Origin of the sequence: Tepidamorphus gemmatus (genome assembly GCF_004346195.1) — a bacterium.
Taxonomy (GTDB): Bacteria; Pseudomonadota; Alphaproteobacteria; order Rhizobiales; family Tepidamorphaceae; genus Tepidamorphus; species Tepidamorphus gemmatus.
The window spans coordinates 204,482-223,931 of record NZ_SMAK01000002.1; the positions used below are offsets into that span (position 1 = coordinate 204,482).

The 19,450-nt window shown below is 67.4% G+C and carries 15 protein-coding genes; 4 read left to right on the plus strand and 11 right to left on the minus strand.

The features are described from left to right. Window positions 1-7: 7 nt before the first annotated feature. The 4 genes from EDC22_RS03865 to EDC22_RS03880 form a co-directional block, all read right to left on the minus strand. The gene (locus tag EDC22_RS03865) at window positions 8-1,072 is read right to left on the minus strand and encodes a hypothetical protein (protein WP_132805292.1); all 1,065 of its coding nucleotides are present in this window, start codon (window positions 1,070-1,072) and stop codon (window positions 8-10) included. 2 nt (window positions 1,073-1,074) lie between these two features. Beyond that, complete coding sequence (locus EDC22_RS03870) at window positions 1,075-5,508, minus strand: peptidoglycan-binding domain-containing protein (RefSeq protein WP_165926780.1); 4,434 nt, start codon at window positions 5,506-5,508, stop codon at window positions 1,075-1,077. 147 nt (window positions 5,509-5,655) lie between these two features. Continuing rightward, window positions 5,656-6,630 (minus strand): quinone oxidoreductase family protein, encoded by a 975-nt coding sequence (locus EDC22_RS03875; protein ID WP_132805294.1) that lies wholly within the window; start codon window positions 6,628-6,630, stop codon window positions 5,656-5,658. 44 nt (window positions 6,631-6,674) lie between these two features. Next, window positions 6,675-9,083, minus strand: coding sequence for a transketolase (locus tag EDC22_RS03880; RefSeq protein ID WP_132805295.1), 2,409 nt, complete (start codon window positions 9,081-9,083; stop codon window positions 6,675-6,677). A gap of 154 nt (window positions 9,084-9,237) precedes the next feature. Between EDC22_RS03880 and EDC22_RS03885 the strand changes: the two genes are divergently transcribed. Then, window positions 9,238-9,702, plus strand: coding sequence for an Lrp/AsnC family transcriptional regulator (locus tag EDC22_RS03885; protein WP_132805296.1), 465 nt, complete (start codon window positions 9,238-9,240; stop codon window positions 9,700-9,702). 193 nt (window positions 9,703-9,895) lie between these two features. Here the strand turns inward: EDC22_RS03885 and EDC22_RS03890 are convergent, their stop codons facing one another. The 4 genes from EDC22_RS03890 to EDC22_RS03905 form a co-directional block, all read right to left on the minus strand. After that, on the minus strand, window positions 9,896-10,624 hold the full coding sequence (locus EDC22_RS03890; RefSeq protein WP_132805297.1) for a TerC family protein: 729 nt from the start codon (window positions 10,622-10,624) through the stop codon (window positions 9,896-9,898). 78 nt (window positions 10,625-10,702) lie between these two features. Beyond that, entirely contained in the window at window positions 10,703-11,416 is a 714-nt protein-coding gene (locus tag EDC22_RS03895) for a CDP-alcohol phosphatidyltransferase family protein (protein WP_132805298.1), read from the minus strand. Continuing rightward, on the minus strand, window positions 11,413-12,024 hold the full coding sequence (locus tag EDC22_RS03900) for a DUF1326 domain-containing protein (protein WP_132805299.1): 612 nt from the start codon (window positions 12,022-12,024) through the stop codon (window positions 11,413-11,415). Before EDC22_RS03900 ends, EDC22_RS03895 begins: the two co-directional genes overlap by 4 nt. A gap of 34 nt (window positions 12,025-12,058) precedes the next feature. Continuing rightward, complete coding sequence (locus EDC22_RS03905; protein WP_165926781.1) at window positions 12,059-12,991, minus strand: DUF2182 domain-containing protein; 933 nt, start codon at window positions 12,989-12,991, stop codon at window positions 12,059-12,061. Between the two features lie 190 nt (window positions 12,992-13,181). Between EDC22_RS03905 and EDC22_RS03910 the strand changes: the two genes are divergently transcribed. Continuing rightward, entirely contained in the window at window positions 13,182-14,438 is a 1,257-nt protein-coding gene (locus EDC22_RS03910) for a UbiH/UbiF family hydroxylase (RefSeq protein WP_132805301.1), read from the plus strand. Here EDC22_RS03910 and EDC22_RS03915 read toward each other — a convergent pair. Both EDC22_RS03915 and EDC22_RS03920 read right to left on the minus strand, forming a co-directional pair. Beyond that, window positions 14,412-15,545, minus strand: coding sequence for a CaiB/BaiF CoA transferase family protein (locus EDC22_RS03915; RefSeq protein ID WP_132805302.1), 1,134 nt, complete (start codon window positions 15,543-15,545; stop codon window positions 14,412-14,414). The two genes, EDC22_RS03910 and EDC22_RS03915, sit on opposite strands and share 27 nt — an antisense overlap. Window positions 15,546-15,583: 38 nt before the next feature. Then, on the minus strand, window positions 15,584-16,546 hold the full coding sequence (locus EDC22_RS03920) for an AEC family transporter (RefSeq protein ID WP_132805303.1): 963 nt from the start codon (window positions 16,544-16,546) through the stop codon (window positions 15,584-15,586). Between the two features lie 152 nt (window positions 16,547-16,698). Here EDC22_RS03920 and EDC22_RS03925 point away from each other — a divergent pair, with 152 nt between their 5' ends. Both EDC22_RS03925 and hspQ read left to right on the plus strand, forming a co-directional pair. After that, entirely contained in the window at window positions 16,699-17,742 is a 1,044-nt protein-coding gene (locus EDC22_RS03925; RefSeq protein WP_132805304.1) for an HpcH/HpaI aldolase/citrate lyase family protein, read from the plus strand. Between the two features lie 125 nt (window positions 17,743-17,867). Next, entirely contained in the window at window positions 17,868-18,197 is a 330-nt protein-coding gene (hspQ, locus tag EDC22_RS03930; RefSeq protein WP_132805305.1) for a heat shock protein HspQ, read from the plus strand. A 252-nt stretch (window positions 18,198-18,449) separates the two neighbouring features. Here the strand turns inward: hspQ and EDC22_RS03935 are convergent, their stop codons facing one another. Beyond that, window positions 18,450-19,151: an invasion associated locus B family protein gene (locus tag EDC22_RS03935; RefSeq protein ID WP_132805306.1), complete on the minus strand. Its 702-nt coding sequence runs from the start codon at window positions 19,149-19,151 to the stop codon at window positions 18,450-18,452. Window positions 19,152-19,450 lie beyond the last annotated feature (299 nt).

Consider the following 19,450-nt stretch of genomic DNA (forward strand, 5'->3'; position numbering starts at 1 on the left):
CGGCCTCCTACTGCATGTAGGGGTCGGGCGGCGCCAGACAGGCGTAGAACCTGGCCTCGTCGAGAGCCGAATCGCCGCAGCGAAGGAAACGCTCCAGTTCCCCGACATGCTCGTAGTTGACGTAGGGATTGACGAGGAATCGTCCGTCCTGCGAGCGGAACCCGCCTAGCCGGTCGATCTCGCCGTCAAGCTCCGGATGCTTGGCGATGATCGCCTCGCGCAATTCCTCGCCCGCGATGAAGTTGTCCGGGAGCTGGTCGAAGGGGCCGTCGAGATAGTTGTTGGCACGGACATTCGCGGCGTAGACGCCGACGAGGATGCGTCGCGGGGCGAATCGGTCCGCATAGAAGGCGAAGCCGGTCCGGGTGCCGATCGTGAGGGCCGGATGGTCCTGATGGAACGGCACCAGCATGTCGTTCAGCGGCTCGCGCTCGTCGAGTACGAACAGGAAGTCCTTCCGCTCCTCATTGAACAGGACGTAGAACGGAATTCCGGACTCATCAAACGTGGCGCCGATGTAGCGGTCGCCCGCGGCGATGACGCCGTCCGGTGGAACTACGCCGCCGCGGTCGTTCAAGTGGAACACGACGGTCTTGTCGGCGAAGGTCACCGCGTAGGTGAGTGGTGCCCGCCGCTCCACCGTCACGCCCTCGGCCTTGGTGAGCGGGCGGTACTCCATCACCAGTTCGACGTTCCAGGGCTCGCTCTTGGAGAAATAGGCGAAGTGCAGGACGCCGTCGTCGCGATCCCCGACATCGAGCCGGAGGTTGCCGCCGAACTCGATCCCACTCCAGTAGAACGAGAAATAGTAGTAATTCTCGGTCGGGTAGACCTTAACCTCGGCCGGCAGTGCGGCGAAGACATGCGCGAACACCGCCATCGGGTCGCCGATGTCGAGAGTCGGCGCCCCGGCGATGCGGTCGATCAGTTGCTCGTTGAACACGACGCCATAGCCCGGCTCGCCGGGGCGCGGCTCGGCGGCGGCGAGCGATGGTGGGGCCGACGAGGCAAACACCAGGGACAACGCCCCGGCCGCCGCCGTCAGAACCGCCTGCCGAAATGTCGTCGCCACGATCAGTTCCGCTCGTTCTGCTGGCCCCGCTGCTGCTGTTGTTGCTGCATCTGCAACAGCCGCTGGGCCTGCGAGATCTGCGGATTGTGCGCCTGGGCCGGCGGTCGTTGCTGCTGCTGAGGCGGCTGGGCAGGCGTCCGCGGCGCCTGAACGGCCGGCGGTCGCTGCTGCGCGGCCGACACGTTGGGAGTGTGGGCGGGTTGCTGCGGCGGTCGCGGCTGGATGGCAGCCCTCGACAGGTTTGGGCTGTGGGCGGGTTGCTGAGGCATCGTGGCCGCCCGCGAGGCCGCCTGGTTGTGCGCAGGCTGCGGTGGCGTCTGCGGCGGTCGCGGCTGGGTTGCGGCGCGCGAAGAACTCTGGCTGTGCGCGGGCTGCGGCGGGGTCGTGGCCGCCCGCGAGGCCGCCTGGCTGTGAGCAGGCTGTGGTGGCGTCTGCGGCGGTCGCGGCTGGGTTGTGGCGCGCGAAGCACTCTGGCTGTGTGCGGGCCGCGGCGGGGTCGTGATGGCGCGCGAGGCCGCCTGGCTGTGCACGGGTTGTTGTGGTGTTCCCGGTGTAGCCGCGCCGCGCGAAACCGTTTCATTGTGCGCCGGCGGCTGCGGGGTCGTCGCCCGCGACTGCTGGGCGCTGTGCGAGGGCACCGTCGTGGCGCGCGAAGCAGTCGGGTTGTGAGCGGGAAGTCCCGGCGACGGTTGCCCGGGCGATGGCTGACCTGGCGAGGGCACCGTCGTGGCGCGTGAGGCCGCGGGCTTGTGCGATGGTTGCGTCGCGCCCGCCGAGATGCCGGCATCATGCGCCGGTGTTCCGGGTCTCGGGATGCCGGGCGCCTGGCCACCGCCGGCCGACACTACCTGGTTGTGCGCCGGTGTGCCGGGCTGGCCCGGCGATACTGGTGGCCGCGGCTGGGTGATGATCCCCTGCGAGGTCTGGGCGTTGTGCTGCCCCGAGCGGGACTGGCGGTGGAAATTCGACACCGCCGGCTGGTGCACGGGTGGCCGTGCCTGCGAGTTGGCCGGATCGTGCAGCGACGATTCGCCGTTGCGATGGAAGTTCGAGATCGACAGCTGATGCGACGGCGGCTGGGCGTCCGATGTGCCGCGATTGTGCATCCCGGACTGATTGCGGCCGTGGAAGTTCGACACCTGTGGCGCATGCACGGGGCTGGCGCGCGATGTGTTGGGGTCGTGCAGTCCGGACGCGCCGGTGCGGTGGAATGACGTCACACCCGGATCGTGCACGGGACGCGCCGTCGAGGTGCCCGGGTTGTGCATGGCCGACTGTCCGGTCCGGTGGAACGAGGAGATCTGCACCGTATGGATGCCGATCGGGTTCGAGCGCCGCGCATCGTGAGCTCCCGACGCATAGGTGCGGTGGAAGTCGGACAGCGACGGCTCATGGATCGGCCGCATACGGGTGGTCAGCGGATCGTGCTGGCCGGACGTGAACGAGCGGTGGAAATAGGAGATGTTGTCGCGGTGTATCGGCTGGCTGCGAGTCGTCGTCAGGTCGTGGATCGACGAGGGCGAGCGGTCATGGAATCGCGACAGGGCCGGACTGTGGATCGGACGATGGCGGGTCGTCAACCGGTCGTGCACGTCTGACGTGTAGCGGCTGTGAAAGCTCGATACTGCCGGCGTGTGCACCGGACGCATCCGCGTCACCGCGCCGTCATGCGAGGATGAATTGAACCGGCGATGGAAGGCCGACAGCTGCACCCAGTGGGCCGGAGCGAGCCGGGTGACATAGCCATCGTGGCGCGACGAACTCCACGTCCTGTGGAATCTCGAAAAGTCGTAGCGGTGCGACGGCAGCAGCGACGACGTCCGGTAGTCGTGCAGGACCGACCGGTAGCTGGAATGGAATCCCGACAGCCCCGGCGAGTGGACCGGCAGCAGCTGGGTGTAGACGCTGTCGTGGTAGGCCGAGCCCCAGGTCAGATGGAACTGCGAGAGCGCGACGCGGTGCAGCGGCACCGGCTGACTGAGCACGCTGTCGTGCAGCGAGGACTGCCAGGTACGGTGGAAATAGGAGATTTCCGGATCGTGGTAGACGATCGGGCCGCTGGTCCGCGGGTCGTGACTGACGGAGTCGAACTTTCGGTGATAGGTCGAGATCTGCACCAGATGGGCGGGCGGCGGCGGCACGTCGACCGGCACCAGCGCGCAGTCCTGGTCGTTGGCCGCGCTCGCGTCACCGTCCTGGTTGGCGTTCTGACCGAACAGCGTCTCGACCAGCCCGGGGCCGATATTGCCGGTGGTCGGGAGGCCCAACGCACTTTCGGCGGCGCGGATCGCCGCGGCGGTATTCGGACCCATCAGGCCGTCGACAGTACCGGGGTTGAAGCCGCGCTTCTTCAGTTCCGCCTGCACGGCACGGATGCGGTCGCGGCCCTGGCGTCCGAGCCATGTCACCGCCGCGCAGTTGTTGAGCCGCGGTTCGCGGTGGTTCGGCCCCGGCCTCAGTGCGATCGAGAAGGTGAGCTGCTGGCCCGGCTGCAGCGTCGTCGTCGGGTGTTGGCAGTAGACGTTGCCATCCGCCGGATAGCAGATCCACGGCTCCGGTCCCGCGCTGGTGAACGAGACGCCCGGCGCACCGATCGTGTCGGTCAGCAGGATAGGACCCAAGAAATCGACCGGACCCCGGTTCGTCACCGAAATCTCGTAAATGCAGTCCCCGCCGGGACGGCAGGTGCCGAACCCGGTCTTGGCAACGGCGAGATCCGGGAGCGGCGCAGGGAGGTTCTGCCTAGCCTCGGGCGGCAGATCCACCGCCGAGCCCTCGTCGCTCGGCAGCTCGACGGTCTGGATCGGTGGCTCGCCACGGTAGATCGCCAGACTGCCCATTGCGCCGACCAGTGGGCCGCTGCCCGCGGCCGGAACGATGTAGGAGGACAGCGGTCCCTCCGGCGGGGTAACGGGGCCGCCGGCGGCCGGATAGGGCTGGATCGTTACCGGCGCGACAAGATCGACCATCGCTGCGGCGGGCGTTCCCTGGAGGCCGCCGATCGGTCCCTCGATGCTCGCCCGACCCGTCGCGCGGTCGATGCAGGGGGCGGTGACGTCGCACAGCGGGTCGCCGGACATCCAGACGGTTCCGTCCGGCGCGTCCGGGTCGATGGCGCCTTCCTCGGTGAAGCCGTGGCCATAGGCGACGCCGCCTGAAGCGTTGGCGCGGATGAAAGGTGGCGCATCGGCGCCACGCTCGGGAAATCCGACGTCGTAGCGACCATCCGGTTCCCAGACGCCGTCCTCGCCGCGCACGAAATGCAGGACACGGGCGCCGCCCGGACGGACGAGCCGTGCCTCGCTGGCAGTGAATACCGGAGCCGGACGGGCCCGCTCGGCGATTACCATTCCGCCATCCGAAGAGAAGGCAATCTGGGTGATCGCAGGCGATTCGACCTGAGCCGCAGCCTCGCCGATATCCTCGATCGGCGGCACGATGAATTCGCGGCGGACATCGGTCAGATCGAAACCGCCATTGCCGTCCAGCCGGATCGACCAGACGCTGGTGCGCGCATCGTCGCCGGCTGTATCCCATTCCGGATTGCCGAACCCGGCACCGCCCCACACTGCATAGTAGAGGCGCACGGTATCGGTGATCGGGTCGCGCTGGATGCCGAGGCCCCAGACCCGTCGGCGGAAGTCCGCATAGTTCCAGCAGTCGGGCGTTCGCGAGAACGCGGCGGCGTTGCCGTCGGCATCGACACAGTTGTCGAAGCGCGGCGCAGCCTCGATGTCCTGCGGCACCACGTCGAGGACCAGATACTGGCCGGACGGCACGTCGAGGAAATAGGATCGCCCGTCGAGCCCGTGATCGAAGACCTGCACGGTCTCACCGGAGGCCAGGTCGACGCGGTGGATCAGGCCGCTCTCGAGGTCTGAGACGAACAGCTGGCGGTTCCAGGGATCGAAGGTGACGCCGCCCAGCGCCGCTCCGCCGTTGCCGTTCGCATCGCCGATCTCGGCGAAGGGCACCGGCCGGTAGCCATTCGCCGCATCGAGCTTCCAAAGCGTGCCCGGGCCTCCACCTTCGCCCCACATGCCCGGCGCCCAGTCCCGACCGGCAGGATCCAGATAGAGGCCGAATGCAGACGTTGCGGCGAGATAGGCATTGGCCGGTTCCGCATCGTCGAAGGCAACCCCGAATACCTGACCGATCGTGCCGGCGGTCAGCGCGAAGGTTTGCGGTGCATTGTCCCAGACGCTGCCGTTTGCGGCGAAGCCGGGTGCGGTCAGGCCGAAGGCCCGCACCGTCACACCGTCGGGATCGGGCAGCGGCGTGTTGCCAGCCTCCCTGCGCAGACCCGAAAACTGCGTGACGACGCCGTCCCCCGGCGCAAGGATGCCGGACTGGGCGGACGCATTCCCATCGGGCGTTGCCGCCGACAGGCCGAACAGCATCACCCCTGCTGCGAGCGACCGGATGCTGGAAAGCATGCAATGGCGTGGGGGCATCGTCACCTCGGAATGCCGGGAACAGGGAGTTCCGGCCGAATCATTGGCGTGTTGTCCGAGCCCCCGGACACGCTCGACTCTATCAGGGATCGGGGCCGTTTCAAGGCAAACGCCGCGGCGGCCGGCAGATCAGGGCAGCAGGACCGTCGCGCCGGTGGTCCTGCGGCCTTCGAGATCGCGGTGGGCAGCCGCTGCGTCCTTGAGGGGGTAGGTCTGATGAATCTCGATCTTCACCGCACCGCTGGCAACCACGTCGAACAGCTCATTGGCGGTTGCAACGAGGTCTTCCCGCCGTGCGACGTAGACGAACAGCGTCGGCCGGGTCACGTACAGGCATCCCTTCTGCGCGAGAATGCCGAGATCCATCGGCGGTACCGGCCCGGACGACTGGCCGAACAGCGCCCACAGGCCGAGCGGCCGCAGGCAGTCCATCGAGCCGGGATAGGCGTCCTTGCCGACGGAATCATAGACGACATCGACCCCTTTGCCGCCGGTCAGCTCCCGGACCCGCTCGACGAAGTTCTCGGTGCGGTAGTTGATGGTGTGGTCGCAGCCGTGGGCCCTGGCGAGTTCGGCCTTCTCGTCGGAGCCGACGGTACCGATGACGGTTGCGCCGAGATGCTTTGCCCACTGGCAGGCGATCAGCCCGACGCCGCCGGCGGCGGCATGAAACAGGATCGTGGTGCCGGGCTCCACCTTGTAGGTTCTGCGCAGCAGATACTGGGCGGTCATGCCCTTCAGCATCATCGCCGCGCCGGTTTCGTAGGAGATCGCGTCCGGCAGCTTCACCACCTTGTCGGCGGCGATCACCCGCTCCTCGGCATAGGAGCCGATGGTGGCGGCATAGGCGATCCGGTCGCCGACCTTCAGGTCGGTGACGCCGTCACCGACGGCCACCACGTCGCCGGCCCCCTCGTTGCCCGGCGTGAAGGGCATGGTCGGTGCCTTGTAGAGGCCGGTGCGGAAATAGACGTCTATGTAGTTGAGCCCGACCGCCCTGTGGCGAACGACGATCTCGCCCGGCCCGGGTTGCGGCGTATCGACCGCCTCCCATTTCATCACGTCGGGACCGCCCGTCTCGTACACCCGGATCGCGTGGACCATGAGCCCTCTCCTGCCGATTCCTCGCTTCTTGGCGTCGGACCGTATCAGCGCCGCCGGCCTCGCGGAAGTGTCGCCAGTCCCGCCTCCACGATTGCCGTCTGGTCGATCCGGTGGTGATGATAGAGGTCGGGGATCGTACCGGTCTGGCCGAAATGCTCGACACCGAGCGCCTCGACGCGATGCCCGGCGACGGAACCGATCCAGGCAAGCGTCGCCGGGTGGCCGTCGATGACCGTGACGATACGGGCATCGCGGGCGAGTGGCGCCAGCAATCGCTCGACGTGGGAGAGTGCCGCGCCGCGGCCGATCTGGCGGGCCCGCTGTGCCGCCTGCCAGCCAGCGTTCAGCCGGTCGGCCGATGTCACCGCCAGCAATCCTGCGCCCGGCTCGATCTGAAGCAGTTCGCCGAGCGCGGAGGCGGCCTCCGGTGCGACCGCCCCTGAATAGGCGACGACGAGGCTCGCGCCCTCGGCCGGTGGTCGCTGCCAGTAGGCGCCCTTGAGGATTCCCTCGCGCATGTCCTCGTCGATGTCCCGGAGCGGCTGGTCGAGCGGACGCGTCGACAGCCGCAGATAGACTGAACCGCCCTCCTTCTCGTGCAGCCACTCGCCGGCCGCGGCCTTGCCGCCACGCTGGATGTAGTCGAACGCCCATTCCAGGATGACCGCGAGTTCATCGACATAGGCAGGCTCGAAATAGGCGAGCCCATCCTGCGCCATGCCGATCAGCGGCGTGCCGATCGACTGGTGCGCTCCGCCCTCCGGCGCCAGCGTCACGCCGGAGGGTGTCGCGACCAAGATGAAGCGGGCATCCTGATAGCAGGCATAGTTCAGCGCATCGAGGCCACGGGCGATGAACGGATCGTACAGCGTGCCGATCGGCAGCAGCCGCTCGCCGAACAGCGAATGCGCCAGGCCGAGCGCCCCGAGCGCCAGGAAGAGGTTGTTCTCGGCGATCCCGAGTTCGATGTGCTGCCCCTTCGGTCCCATGTCCCAGCGCTGCGCCGACATCAGCTTGCGCTCCTGGAACACGTCCGGTCGCACCTCGCGGGCGAAGATGCCGCGCCGGTTCACCCAGGGGCCGAGATTGGTCGACACGGTGACATCCGGCGAGGTCGTGACGATGCGGTCGGCGAGCGGTCCGCCTGCCCTGGCGATGCCGTCGAGAATCTTGCCGAAGCCCTCCTGCGTCGACATCGCGCCGCGCAGCGGCGGCAGCGGCAAGCTCGGCACGGGAACGCGACCGGCTTCGAGCCGCCGCCTGCCCCGGGCGTTGAACGGGGCCCTCGCAAGGATCGAAGCAAGCTCCGCCGGCGAGATGCCGAGCCCTGCGGTCGGGTCCCATTCCTCGCCTTCGCCGATGCCGTTTGCCGCCCGGAAGCCGGCCATCTGCTCCCTCGTCATCAGGCCGGCATGGTTGTCCTTGTGGCCCTGGAAGGGCAGTCCGTGGCCCTTGATCGTGTAGGCGATGAAGCAGACAGGCCGATCCTCGGGTGCCGACTCGAAGGCCTCGACGACGCTTTCCATGCAATGGCCGCCGAGATCCGTCATCAGCCGGGCAAGGGCGTCGTCGTCGAGGCCGTCGATGAGACGCAGCACGTCCGGCTCATGGGCGAGGTCGGCGCGCAGCTGGTTGCGCCAGGCGGCGCCGCCCTGGAATACCAGCGCCGAATAGAGCGCATTGGGGCATTCGTCGATCCAGCGCCGCAGTGCATCGCCGCCGGGCCTGGCGAAGGCGGCCTCGAGGCGCTTGCCGTACTTGATCGTGACCACCGCCCAGCCCAACGCCCTGAACACGTCCGCATGCTTCTGGAACAGGGCGTCGGAGACGACGGAATCGAGGCTCTGGCGATTGTAGTCGATCACCCACCAGCAGTTCCTCAGACCGTGCTTCCAGCCCTCCAGCAGACATTCGAAGATGTTGCCCTCGTCGAGCTCGGCGTCGCCGAGCAGCGCCACCATGCGGCCCTCCGGCCAGTCCTTCATGCCGCCATGGGCGAGGACATAGTCCTGTGCGAGACTGGCGAACGCGGTGATCGCGACGCCGAGACCGACAGAGCCGGTCGAGAAGTCAACGTCGTCGACATCCTTGGTGCGCGAGGGATAGGACTGGGCGCCGCCATAGCCCCGGAAATTCTCGAGCTTCTTGCGAGTCTGGTTGCCGAACAGGTACTGGATGGCATGGAAGGCGGGACTGGCATGCGGCTTCACCGCGACCCGGTCCTGCGGCCGCAGGATGCGGAAGTACAGGGCGGTCATCACCGTTGAAAGAGATGCCGACGAAGCCTGGTGCCCGCCGACCTTGAGCCCATCGACGTTCGGACGCACATGGTTGGCGTTGTGAATGATCCACGAGGACAGCCACAGCACCTTCTTCTCGAGCATCTCCAGGGTGGCGATGTCCGGCGCGTTCGATGCATCGTCGACGGCGTGCAGCCGGGTCGTGCGGGCCATTGCGGGGCTCCCTGCTTGCTTCGGCGCGGAGTCTAGCACGCCCGCGCAGATTGGCAGCTTGGCCGATCCGCACGGGTCGGGTATTGCGAAGTGAGCCACTGCAGGCGCACCCGGTGACAGGAAATTGCGCTCACGGACAGGACGGCGCAAGAAGATGATCGACGCGATCGACCGGCGGATCATCCGCGAATTGCAGGCGGACGGCCGCATCACCAACCAGGCGCTGGCCGAAAGGGTCGGCCTGTCGCCCTCGCCCTGTCTCAGGCGGCTGCGGCGGCTGGAGGAGGCAGGCGTAATCCGCGGCTATACAGCGCTCATCGACCAGGAGGCGTACGGCCTGCCGATCAACGTGTTCGCCTCGGTCAAGCTGACCCGCCAGACCGAGGACGCGCTCGCCGAGTTCGACGCGGCGGTCAAGCGCTGGGACGAGGTGCTCGACTGCTTCCTGATGACCGGCACGCGCGACTATCTGCTGCGCATCGCGGTCGACAGCCTTGAAGCCTACGAGCGGTTCCTCAGGACAAGGCTGACACGGCTCGCCTGCGTCGGCTCGATCGAGTCGAGCTTCGCGCTCGGCATCGTCAAGACGACGCCGGTGCTGCCGCTGGTGGCGGACTAGCGAGTCCGTTTCGCTCCATCCGTAGCGTCATCCCGGACGCGGAAGCCGACCCGGGACCGGGAGGGCGGACCCGAACGGCGCCGCATCACGAGGCCGATCGCCTCAGGGCGGCAGGTCCGGTCGGGGGGCGGCCCCGGTCCCGGCCGTGCGGCTGCGCCGTCGGCCAGGACGACTGATCTTTCAGCTTCCCTGTTCAGTACCGCTGTTCGCGTGCGAGTTGCCGGCGCCGGGCCATGACGTTGACGAACTCGACCGCCGCCGAGAAGGCCATCGCGAAGTAGATGTAGCCGCGCGGGATGTGGAATCCGGCCCCGTCGGCAATCAGCGCCACGCCGATCAGCAGCAGGAAGGCGAGCGCCAGCATCTTGGTGGTCGGATGGTGCTTGATGAACTCGCTGACCGGCCCGGAGGCCAGATACATGACTGCGACAGCGATGACGACGGCGGTGATCATGATCTCGATGTGCTGGGCCATGCCGATCGCGGTGATGATCGAATCGACCGAGAAGATCAGGTCGATGACGATGATCTGCGCGACGATGACCGCGAAGGCCGCGTTCACCGCCGTCGCGGCGCCGTGATCGTCGCCCTCGATGCCGCGATGGATCTCCATCGTGCCTTTCACCAGCAGGAACAGGCCGCCGCCGAGCAGGATCAGGTCGCGCCACGTGACCGGCTCGCCCAGCACGTCGAACAGGGTTGCCGTCAGGCCCATCAGCCAGGTCAGCCCGAACAGAAAGGCGATCCGGAATGCAAGCGCCAAGCCGAGGCCGATCTGGCGGGCGATCCTCGCCCGGCTGGCCGGCAGGCGGCTGACCAGGATCGAGATGAAGACGACGTTGTCGATGCCGAGGACGATCTCCATGACCGTGAGCGTGGCAAGGGCCGCCCAGGCATTGGGATCGGTCAACAGGTCGAACATGGCGGACTCCGCAATTGGCGAGAAACCGGCGAGATATCGGGAGCCAGACCGCGATCGGCAAGCCGCTGGCGGCCCCGATCACTCCCGCTCGCCGATCAGTGTCCGCCAAAGGCTCACGCCGAGCAGGTAGGCCAGCGCAGCCGCCAGCCCCGCCTTAACCCAGCCGTCGGGATTCAGTTCCTCAAGGATCGCGACGAGCGCCAGCACGAAGGCCGACATGGTGACCGCCAGCGACAGATTGCGGAAGCGGACCACGCGCACCGGATGGATGAAGTGCATGGGGAAGAAGGTCAGCAGCCCGAAGGCGATTGTGGAGGCGAGCACGACTTCGGGTCCCGTATCGAAGATCATCCAGTAGAATAGGACGAGATTCCAGACGGCCGGAAAGCCGATGAAGAAATTGTCCTTGCTCTTCTGGTTGCGCTTGGCGAAGAAGGCCGCCGACGACAGGCATATGATCGCCGCGCCGACCACGCCGAAGTTCGGCGGGAACAGACCGGCGGCGACAGCCGCATAGGCGGGAATGAACACGTAGGTCAGGTAGTCGACGACGAGATCCAGCGTCTCGCCGTTCCAGTCGGGCAGGACGCGGGTGATGCCGACCTTGCGCGCCAGCGGACCGTCGATCCCATCGACGAACAGCGCGACCCCCAGCCAGGCGAACATCACCGGCCAGTCGCCGCGCACGGCCGCAACCAGTGCCAGGAACGCCCAGACGACGCCGGACGCGGTCAGCGCATGAACCGCCGCCGCCGCAAGCCTGCGCTCCTGGGTTGCCACGCCGCTGCTCATGGGCCGCGCCATTCGATGCGGCACAATTCGGCGCTGCGCCCGGCGAAGTCCCAATTCCTGCCGAAACCGCGCATTCGGCTGCGATCCGCCTGGCAGACCGTGATGTCGGGCGCGATCCAGTACTGGCTGTTCGTTATCACGACGTCGCCGCCGCCATTGCTCCCGGAGACGGGGGTGATCGCCCCGTCGATGATTTTCGGTACCTTCACGATACGTGTTTTCCCGTCGACCGTATAGCTCACCGGTGTCTGCTGCACGCCAAGGAATCGCCCGACAAGGATCGACAGCAATCCGGTGGAGCCGCCGGCGCGCCCGGTGAAGATGCGGGTCAATGCCCGAACGGCCTGAATGTCGGCGCGGTCATCGACAAACAGGCCAGCCGTCCAGTTGCCACGCGACATCAGACCCGGAATCTCCATGACCAGCGCCACGTTGATGCCGCCGAGATCGACATCGCCGAAACGGCCCTGGTCGATACGGATGCCGGCCCAGGTCTGGCAGTAGCCCTCGGTCGGCGGATGCTTGCCGAGCGACAGCACGCAGGGGCAGAAGACCGTGCAGTTGCAGCTCAGCGCGAGCTCGCCGTTGATCGCCCACTTCTCCGACACCTGAGCCTACTCCCTGACTGTTCCCACCGACCGGTCAGGCGGTGGCCAGCGCAAGCGCTGCCGCCGCCGCCCAGCCGAGCAGCACCACGCCAACGAGACCGCTGAACCAGCGGGTCGCGACGACCTTCTCGGCCGTCATCACCACGGCCAGCCCGGCGATCCAGACGATGTTCATCATCCCGACGGCGAACATTACCAGCATCAGCGCCCAGCAGCAGCCCAGACAATGGATGCCCTGGCGGATGCCCAGCCGGAAGACGCCTGCGGGGTCCTCGGTCCAGTTCGCGAACAGCACCGGAAAGGGGCGCGCGCAGCGGACGAGACAGGCCGTCTTGATGGCGGTGAACTGGTAGGCGCCGGCACCCGCCATCACCGCCACGGCCAGCCAGCCGGGAAGCGCCGCCATCGGCGCCTCCACCAGCCCGGCAAGTCCGATTGCCCATTCGAGACCGGTCGCCGCGACGGCAAAAGCTGACCAGATGGTCAGGTAGCCGGCGGCCAGGACCAGCGGCGACACCACCCGCCTGCCCTGTCCGGCCGCCGTGTCGGCGATCTCGGCATAGGTCCGGATCATCGGCGCAGCGGTCGGCAGCATCATCGCCACGCCCATCGCCAGCCACATCGAGGCGTGCAGGACGAGGTCGGCGATCGACCAGTCGGCTGGCGAGACCGCGCAGACCGCGATCAGTGCCGAGAGCCAGGCGTTGCCGGAAATCGCGGCGAACAGCCGATCCTGGTGGGCGAAGTCTCCGATCAGGCGGTCGAAGGTCGCCATCCCCGGCCCGAGCGCCCCGAACGTGCCGCCGAGCCCGACAGCCGTGGCCGCGAGCGCCAGATAGGCCCAGGCGAGCAGGACGAGGGCGCCCAGCGCAGCCCATGTCGCAAGGTGTGGTCGTCCGAGCGCGCCTGCAAGGCGCGCCTCGAACGCTCCCAGATGGGGGAACCCGCCTCCGGGGGTAATGGTCATCGCCCTTCCCTGGTGTGATGCGGCCCGGCCGTCTCGCCCATGAGGATGGTCAATCATGCTGGCGCGGCAAATGCAATGGCCCGGGCATCGGGCGATGTGGCAGCCGAGGCGGATGTGACACGCGGTCAAGGTGACGACGCTCCGGTGCCGCGCTATGTCCTGCACGTTCACGGCACAAGGACAGTCAGCGATGGTCGCAGCGGAGAACCGTTTCGATGTCGTGGTCGCCGGCGGGGGGCCGGCCGGACTGTCCGCGGCGCTGGCGATCGCCGCAGCCGGATTGACGGTGGCCGTCGTCGATCCGCTGGCGGATCCGGCCCGTGATCGGCGCACCTCCGCTCTGATGGTCGCCTCCGTCCGGATGTTGCGGCGGCTCGGGGTGTGGAGCGATTGTGCCGCGGAGGCCGCGCCGCTCGAAAGACTGCGGATCATAGACGATACCGGCCGATTGGTGCGCGCACCGAGCGTCGAGTTCGCCGCCAGCGAGATCGGCGAAGCGGCATTCGGCTGGAACATCCACAACCGGGTTCTGGTCGCGACGCTGCGCCGCCGGATCGGCGAGATGCCGTCGGCGCATCTGATCGTCGCGACGGTGACGGGGATCGAGCTCGACGCCGACGGGGCAGTCGTCCGTCTTGCCGACGGCAGCCGTCTCGCGGCCGCGCTGGTGGTCGCCGCGGATGGGCGTCGCTCGCTGTGCCGACGGGCAGCGGGCATCGCGGTCGATGAATGGAGCTATGACCAGGCGGCCCTCGTCACCGACCTCGAGCATGAACGCCCGCATTGCGGCGTGTCGACGGAATTCCACGGCTGCAACGGCCCGTTCACCCTCGTGCCACTGCCCGGCGACCGGTCCAGCCTCGTCTGGGTCGATCGGCCGCGCGCCGTCGAGACGTTCGCCGCGCTTTCGCCGGAAGGGCTTGCCGGAGAGATCGAACGGCGGTCGCATCGCCTGCTCGGCCGGGTGCGCGCAGCCGCGCGCTGCGCAACCTACCGTCTGTCCGGACTGAACGCCCGCCGCTATGCCGCCAGACGCGTCGCGCTGGTCGGCGAGGCCGCCCACGTCATTCCGCCGATCGGTGCCCAGGGGCTCAATCTCGGTCTGAGGGACGCCGCGATGATCGCCGAAATCGTCGCGGACGCCTTCGAGGCCGGTCGCGACATCGGCGGCGAGGAGGTCTGTACGGCCTATGACGCGGCTCGACGTATCGACATCGTGTCGCGGGCGGGCGCGGTGGACCTCCTCAATCGCACCCTGCTGTCGGATTTCGTCCCGCTTCAGGCTTTGCGCGCCGCAGGTCTCCGCGTGCTGTCGGGGATCGGGCCGATCCGGCGGCTGATCGTGCGTGAAGGTATCGCTCCGACCCACGGGCTGCCGCGAATCATGCGTCCGGCCGACGGTGACGGCATGACGGCCGGCTCATTGCCTTACGCTGCCGTCGAGTAGATCATTGTCGGCGCCGAGCGTCGGAGCGCGCCCGGGCGTTGCGGCGGGGCCGCGGAACTGCGGCGCCACGGGTACGACAAGCGCAGGAATGCGCTGGCCGGCCTGGTTCTCCAGCACGTGATCGAACAGCCCGCGTTCGAGGAAGTGCGGATCCTTCGCCGCTTCGGCTAGCGTGCGCACCACGTTCGTCGCACAGTCCCTGCCCTCGAACACCGCTGCCCAGTCTTCGGACGAGCGGTTGCCGAAGATCGCGCGCATCGCCGCGATGGTGGCGGCCGGATCGACGCTGTCGTCGCGCAGGCGCCGTTCCAGCCCGATGAGGTCGCACAGCTCGTCCCAGAACTTCTGTTCCAGCGCGGCCACCGCCACGAAGCGGCCGTCCCGTGTCGGGTAGATCTGGTAGCGGGGCGATCCGCCCGACAGCAGCGAGTCGCCGTTGCCCGGCCAGTCGCCGAAGGCGTGGCCCATTCCGTAGGCCCACCAGGCGTAGGTGAACATCGCATCGCTCATCGCGATGTCGATATAGGCACCCTCCCCGGTGCGCTGGCGCCCTATCAGCGCGAGCAGGATGTTGAGCACGGTGGGCATGGTGCCGCCGCCGATGTCGGCGACGAGCGCTGGCGGGATCACCTGGTGCGCGGCGCTGCCGTGCGACAGCGCCAGCAGTCCGGTTTCGGCGATGTAGTTGAGATCGTGGCCGGCGACCTGGGATTTCGGCCCGGACTGTCCGTAGCCGGTGATCGAGCAATAGACGATATCCGGCCGGATTGCCCTGACGCGCTCGTAGTCGAGGCCGAGCCGACTCATGACGCCCGGTCGGAACTGCTCGATGAGCACGTCGCAGTCGCGGATCAGCGGCTCGAGGCGTGCCGCCGCACCCGGATCCTTGAGATCGACGGTGACGCTGCGCTTGCCCCGATTGAGAAGCGCGAAATGAATCGAATCATCGCCCCAGCGTGGCACGAACCGGCGGATCTCTTCCCCCTCCGGCCGCTCCACCTTGATGACCTCGGCGCCAGCCTCGGCGAGGATCAGCCCCGCAAGGGGCCCGGGCAGCAACGTCGAGAAATCGAGAACCCTGATGCCGGATAGCGGTCGATTGACCAAGTGTCCCTCCTCCGGATCGCGCCGTGTTTCCACGCCTGTCACGGGAACAGGTCGGACGGCACCAGCGCGTTGGATATCAGATACAGCACGCTTGTCAGAGTGAAGATCGAAACCACGGTTCCGATCAGGATGCTGCTCGACGCCCGCTCGACATAGGTCTGATACTGCTGCGCCAGGACGAACACGTTCAGCGCCGGCGGCAGTGCCGACATCAGGATGGCCGTGTAGACCCATACGGGATCGAACGCGCCGACGAAGCTGAGCAGGACCAGTACCAGCGCCGGATGCAGGATCAGCTTGATCAGGATCAGCGCCGGCAGCTCCGCTGGAACCCGTTTGATCGGTCGCAGGGCGACGGTGACGCCCATGGCGAACAGCGCGCAGGGCGCAGCCGCCGAACGCAGGTAGGTCAGGAGCCGGTCGACCGCCTCGGGGGGGCGGAACTCGAAGTATGCGGCCAGGACCCCGGCGATCGTCGCCAGGATGAAGGGATGCAGGAGGACCCGCTTCACGATGCCCAGGGCCATCTGCACGCCGTTGACCTGATCGTTGCGCCCCAGCGCCATCAGGAGCGGCACGAGGGTGAACAGCATTGCGTTGTCGAAGCAGAAGATGAGCGCCGTGGGGACGGTCGCGGCGGGGCCGAGGGCGGCAAGGGTGAGACCAGGGCCCATGTAGCCGATGTTCGAATAGCTGCCGATCAGTGCCTGTACCGTCGACTCGCGGATGTTGCCTCGCGTCACCACGAAACCGATGAGGAAGGCCAGGGTGAACATGCAGTAGGTCGCGAAGGTCGTGGTCAGCACGAACGACCATTGCGCGAGCTGCTCGAAGGGGGTTTCCGACAGGAGCTGGAAGAACAGCGCGGGCAGCGCGAAGTAGACGATGAAGGTGTTGAGCCAGGCGAGCCCGTCCTGCGGATGGCGGACCAGCTTGCCGCCCACATAGCCCAGGAAGATCAGCCCGAAGAAGGGCATCGACAGTGTTAGGACCTGCTGCACTGACGGGATCCGGAGCTGGCGGTGTGGCCCCCTCGCCTAACCCCTTTCGCGAGCATCGGTCAACGCCGCCCGTCCTGCTGCGCTGCAAAAAGGCCTTGAACCGGCAGCGCCGCGCGGACATGGTGTCGCCGGTCACCACGCGGACGGACAAGATGAAGCTGCCGAGGAATTTCTATCGACCGCTGGCCGTGGGAGCGCCGGCGCCCTACACTGAGCTGCCGATCCGGGCGGAGCGGATGATCCACTTCGTGCCGCCGCACATCGAGAAGGTTCGCGCCAAGGTGCCGGAGCTCATCCGTCAGGTCGATGTGGTGCTCGGCAATCTCGAGGATGCGATTCCCGCCGACGCCAAGCAGGCGGCGCGGGCAGGCTTCATCGAGATCGGGCTTGGCAACGACTTCGGGGACACCGGCCTGTGGGTCCGGATCAATGCGCTGAACAGTCCCTGGGCACTGGATGACGTGACCGAGATCGTCGCGGCCCTGGGCGACCGGCTCGACGTGATCATGCTGCCGAAGGTCGAGGGCCCCTGGGACATCCACTATCTCGACCAGCTGCTGGCGCAGCTCGAGGCCCGACACGGTCTCACCAAGCCCGTGCTGATCCACGCCATCCTGGAGACGGCGGAAGGCGTCAACAATGTCGCCGAGATCGCTGCGGCGAGTCCGCGAATGCACGGGATGAGCCTGGGACCCGCCGATCTCGCCGCCTCGCGGGCGATGAAGACGACGCGGGTGGGCGGCGGACACCCGGGCTACCTCGTCCTCGAGGACGCTGACGGCGACAGGCCGCGCCAACGCTTCCAGCAGGATCTGTGGCATTACACCATCGCACGCATGGTAGACGCCTGCGCGGCGAACGGCATCAAGGCATTCTACGGCCCGTTCGGCGACTTCTCGGATCCGGCGGCCTGCGAAGCGCAGTTCCGCAATGCCTTCCTGATGGGGTGCACCGGCGCTTGGACGCTGCATCCCAGTCAGATCGACATCGCCAAGCGGGTATTCAGTCCCGATCCTGAGGAGGTGCGTCTCGCCCGTCGCATCATCGCGGCGATGCCGGACGGCACCGGTGCCGTGATGATCGACGGCAAGATGCAGGACGACGCGACCTGGAAGCAGGCGAAGGTGATCGTTGATCTGGCCGAGCTGGTCGCCCGCAAGGACCCGGACCTTGCTGCGGGCTACGGCGTGATCTGATTCCGGCGCCGCCTGGGCGCAGACATTCTTGACAAGCGCCTCACATTGCGACGAGTAGCTGCCGGATGTGACAGGGGCCGGCAGCCGCCGCGGGTGGCAGCGGTGCCGGCGCAACCGGGAATGCAATGAAGGCGAGAAGCGCGAAGTTCAAGATCGGTCAGGTCGTGCGGCACCGCATCTATCCGTTCCGCGGCGTGATCTTCGACGTCGACCCCGTCTTCGCCAACACCGAGGAATGGTGGCTGTCGATTCCGGAGGACGTGCGGCCGCGCAAGGACCAGCCATTCTACCATCTGCTGGCCGAGAACAGCGAGACCGAGTACATCGCCTATGTGTCGGAACAGAACCTTCTGCCCGACGAGACCGGCGAACCGGTACGCCATCCGCAGGTCGCGGAGATGTTCGACGTGCTGGAGGCCGGCGTCTATCAGAGTCGCGTCCACCGCACTCACTGAGGCGCACTCACTGAGGCCCGGGCGCCGCCGACCGCGGTCCGTGCTCCGGACCGGCCGGTGCGAAGGCCGGCCGCCAATGGCACCGTCGGTTTGCCGGCGCCGCCTGCGAGAGGATCATCGTTTCGCGGACCGGATGATCCTTTCCAACGCTGCGTTGGTCGCAATTCCCGACGCGGAAGGGGTATCCTCGCCGGGAATTTCCTTTCGACAGTCGCTACCGTCCGGAGTCGCTACCCTGCGGGGCTACGGCGGCTATTGGGCAGCCGGCTGCTGGCCCGCCGGCTTGCCCGCCTGCTGCTGCTCCAGCAGCTTCTTGCGCGCTTCCTCGGCCCGCTTCTGAAGCTCCTCCTGCAGCTTCTGGCGCTGTTGGGCGAGCTGCTCGACCGGCACCGGCGGACCGTCCCAGGCCTTGGTGAATCCGGTCAGAGTCAGGCCGATTCCGACCGGCTTGCCCTGGTTGTTGATCACCAGGACGACCAGGTTGTTGCCCTTCTTCAGGTTGTTGATGAAAGCGTCCTCGATCTCCAGTTCGGCGTAGCAGGCGTTCGGCAAGCAGATGACATACTTTCCGGGAACCTGGGTGCCCTCGTCGACCTGGACGCGAATGCCGGGCTGGATCAGCGTGCCGAGCGGGACGGCGGCGCGGATCAGGCGCTTGCCGTCAGGGGTCTTGGTCTCCTGGACGGAAATCGAGGCGAGGAATTCGCCGGAGTCGGTGCGCACCTCCTGGGTCACCAGGCAGATTTCCTTGGTCGCGTCGCCCTCGGTGGTGTCGGGCGCGCAGAGCTTGATCCAGCTTCCCAGCCCGCCTTCGGCCGGCGCGGCCTGCGGCTGCTGCGTCTGCTGCGTCTGGGCCGATGCGGGGGCGACCATCGCGAACGCCGCGAGGGCGCCCGCCAGAACCGCGCCCTTCAGCAGTCGGCGGTGAGTCGTACCTTCCACTACGGGCAACATGGATGCTCCTTGCAAGCGTTGATCGCGTCGGGTGCGTCGCTCGCCCCGCTCGCGGCCGGCGCGACCGCGATACGCGTGACAGGTTGCGGCGGCGCCGTTGACAGCGCTTGGTCGCGGGCAATTGCGGCGACACGGTGTCCCGTTCGCGCGCCAACCTGTCCGTCTCCGGTGCCGGCCCTCGAATAACGCGGATTGGCCACGATTTCCAGCGACGATCTGCAGCCGGCCGGGCATGAAGCCTATGGTACAGTTGAGCGCCGATTCGCATCTCACGGCCCGCCGCCGGTTCGAAGGGAGTC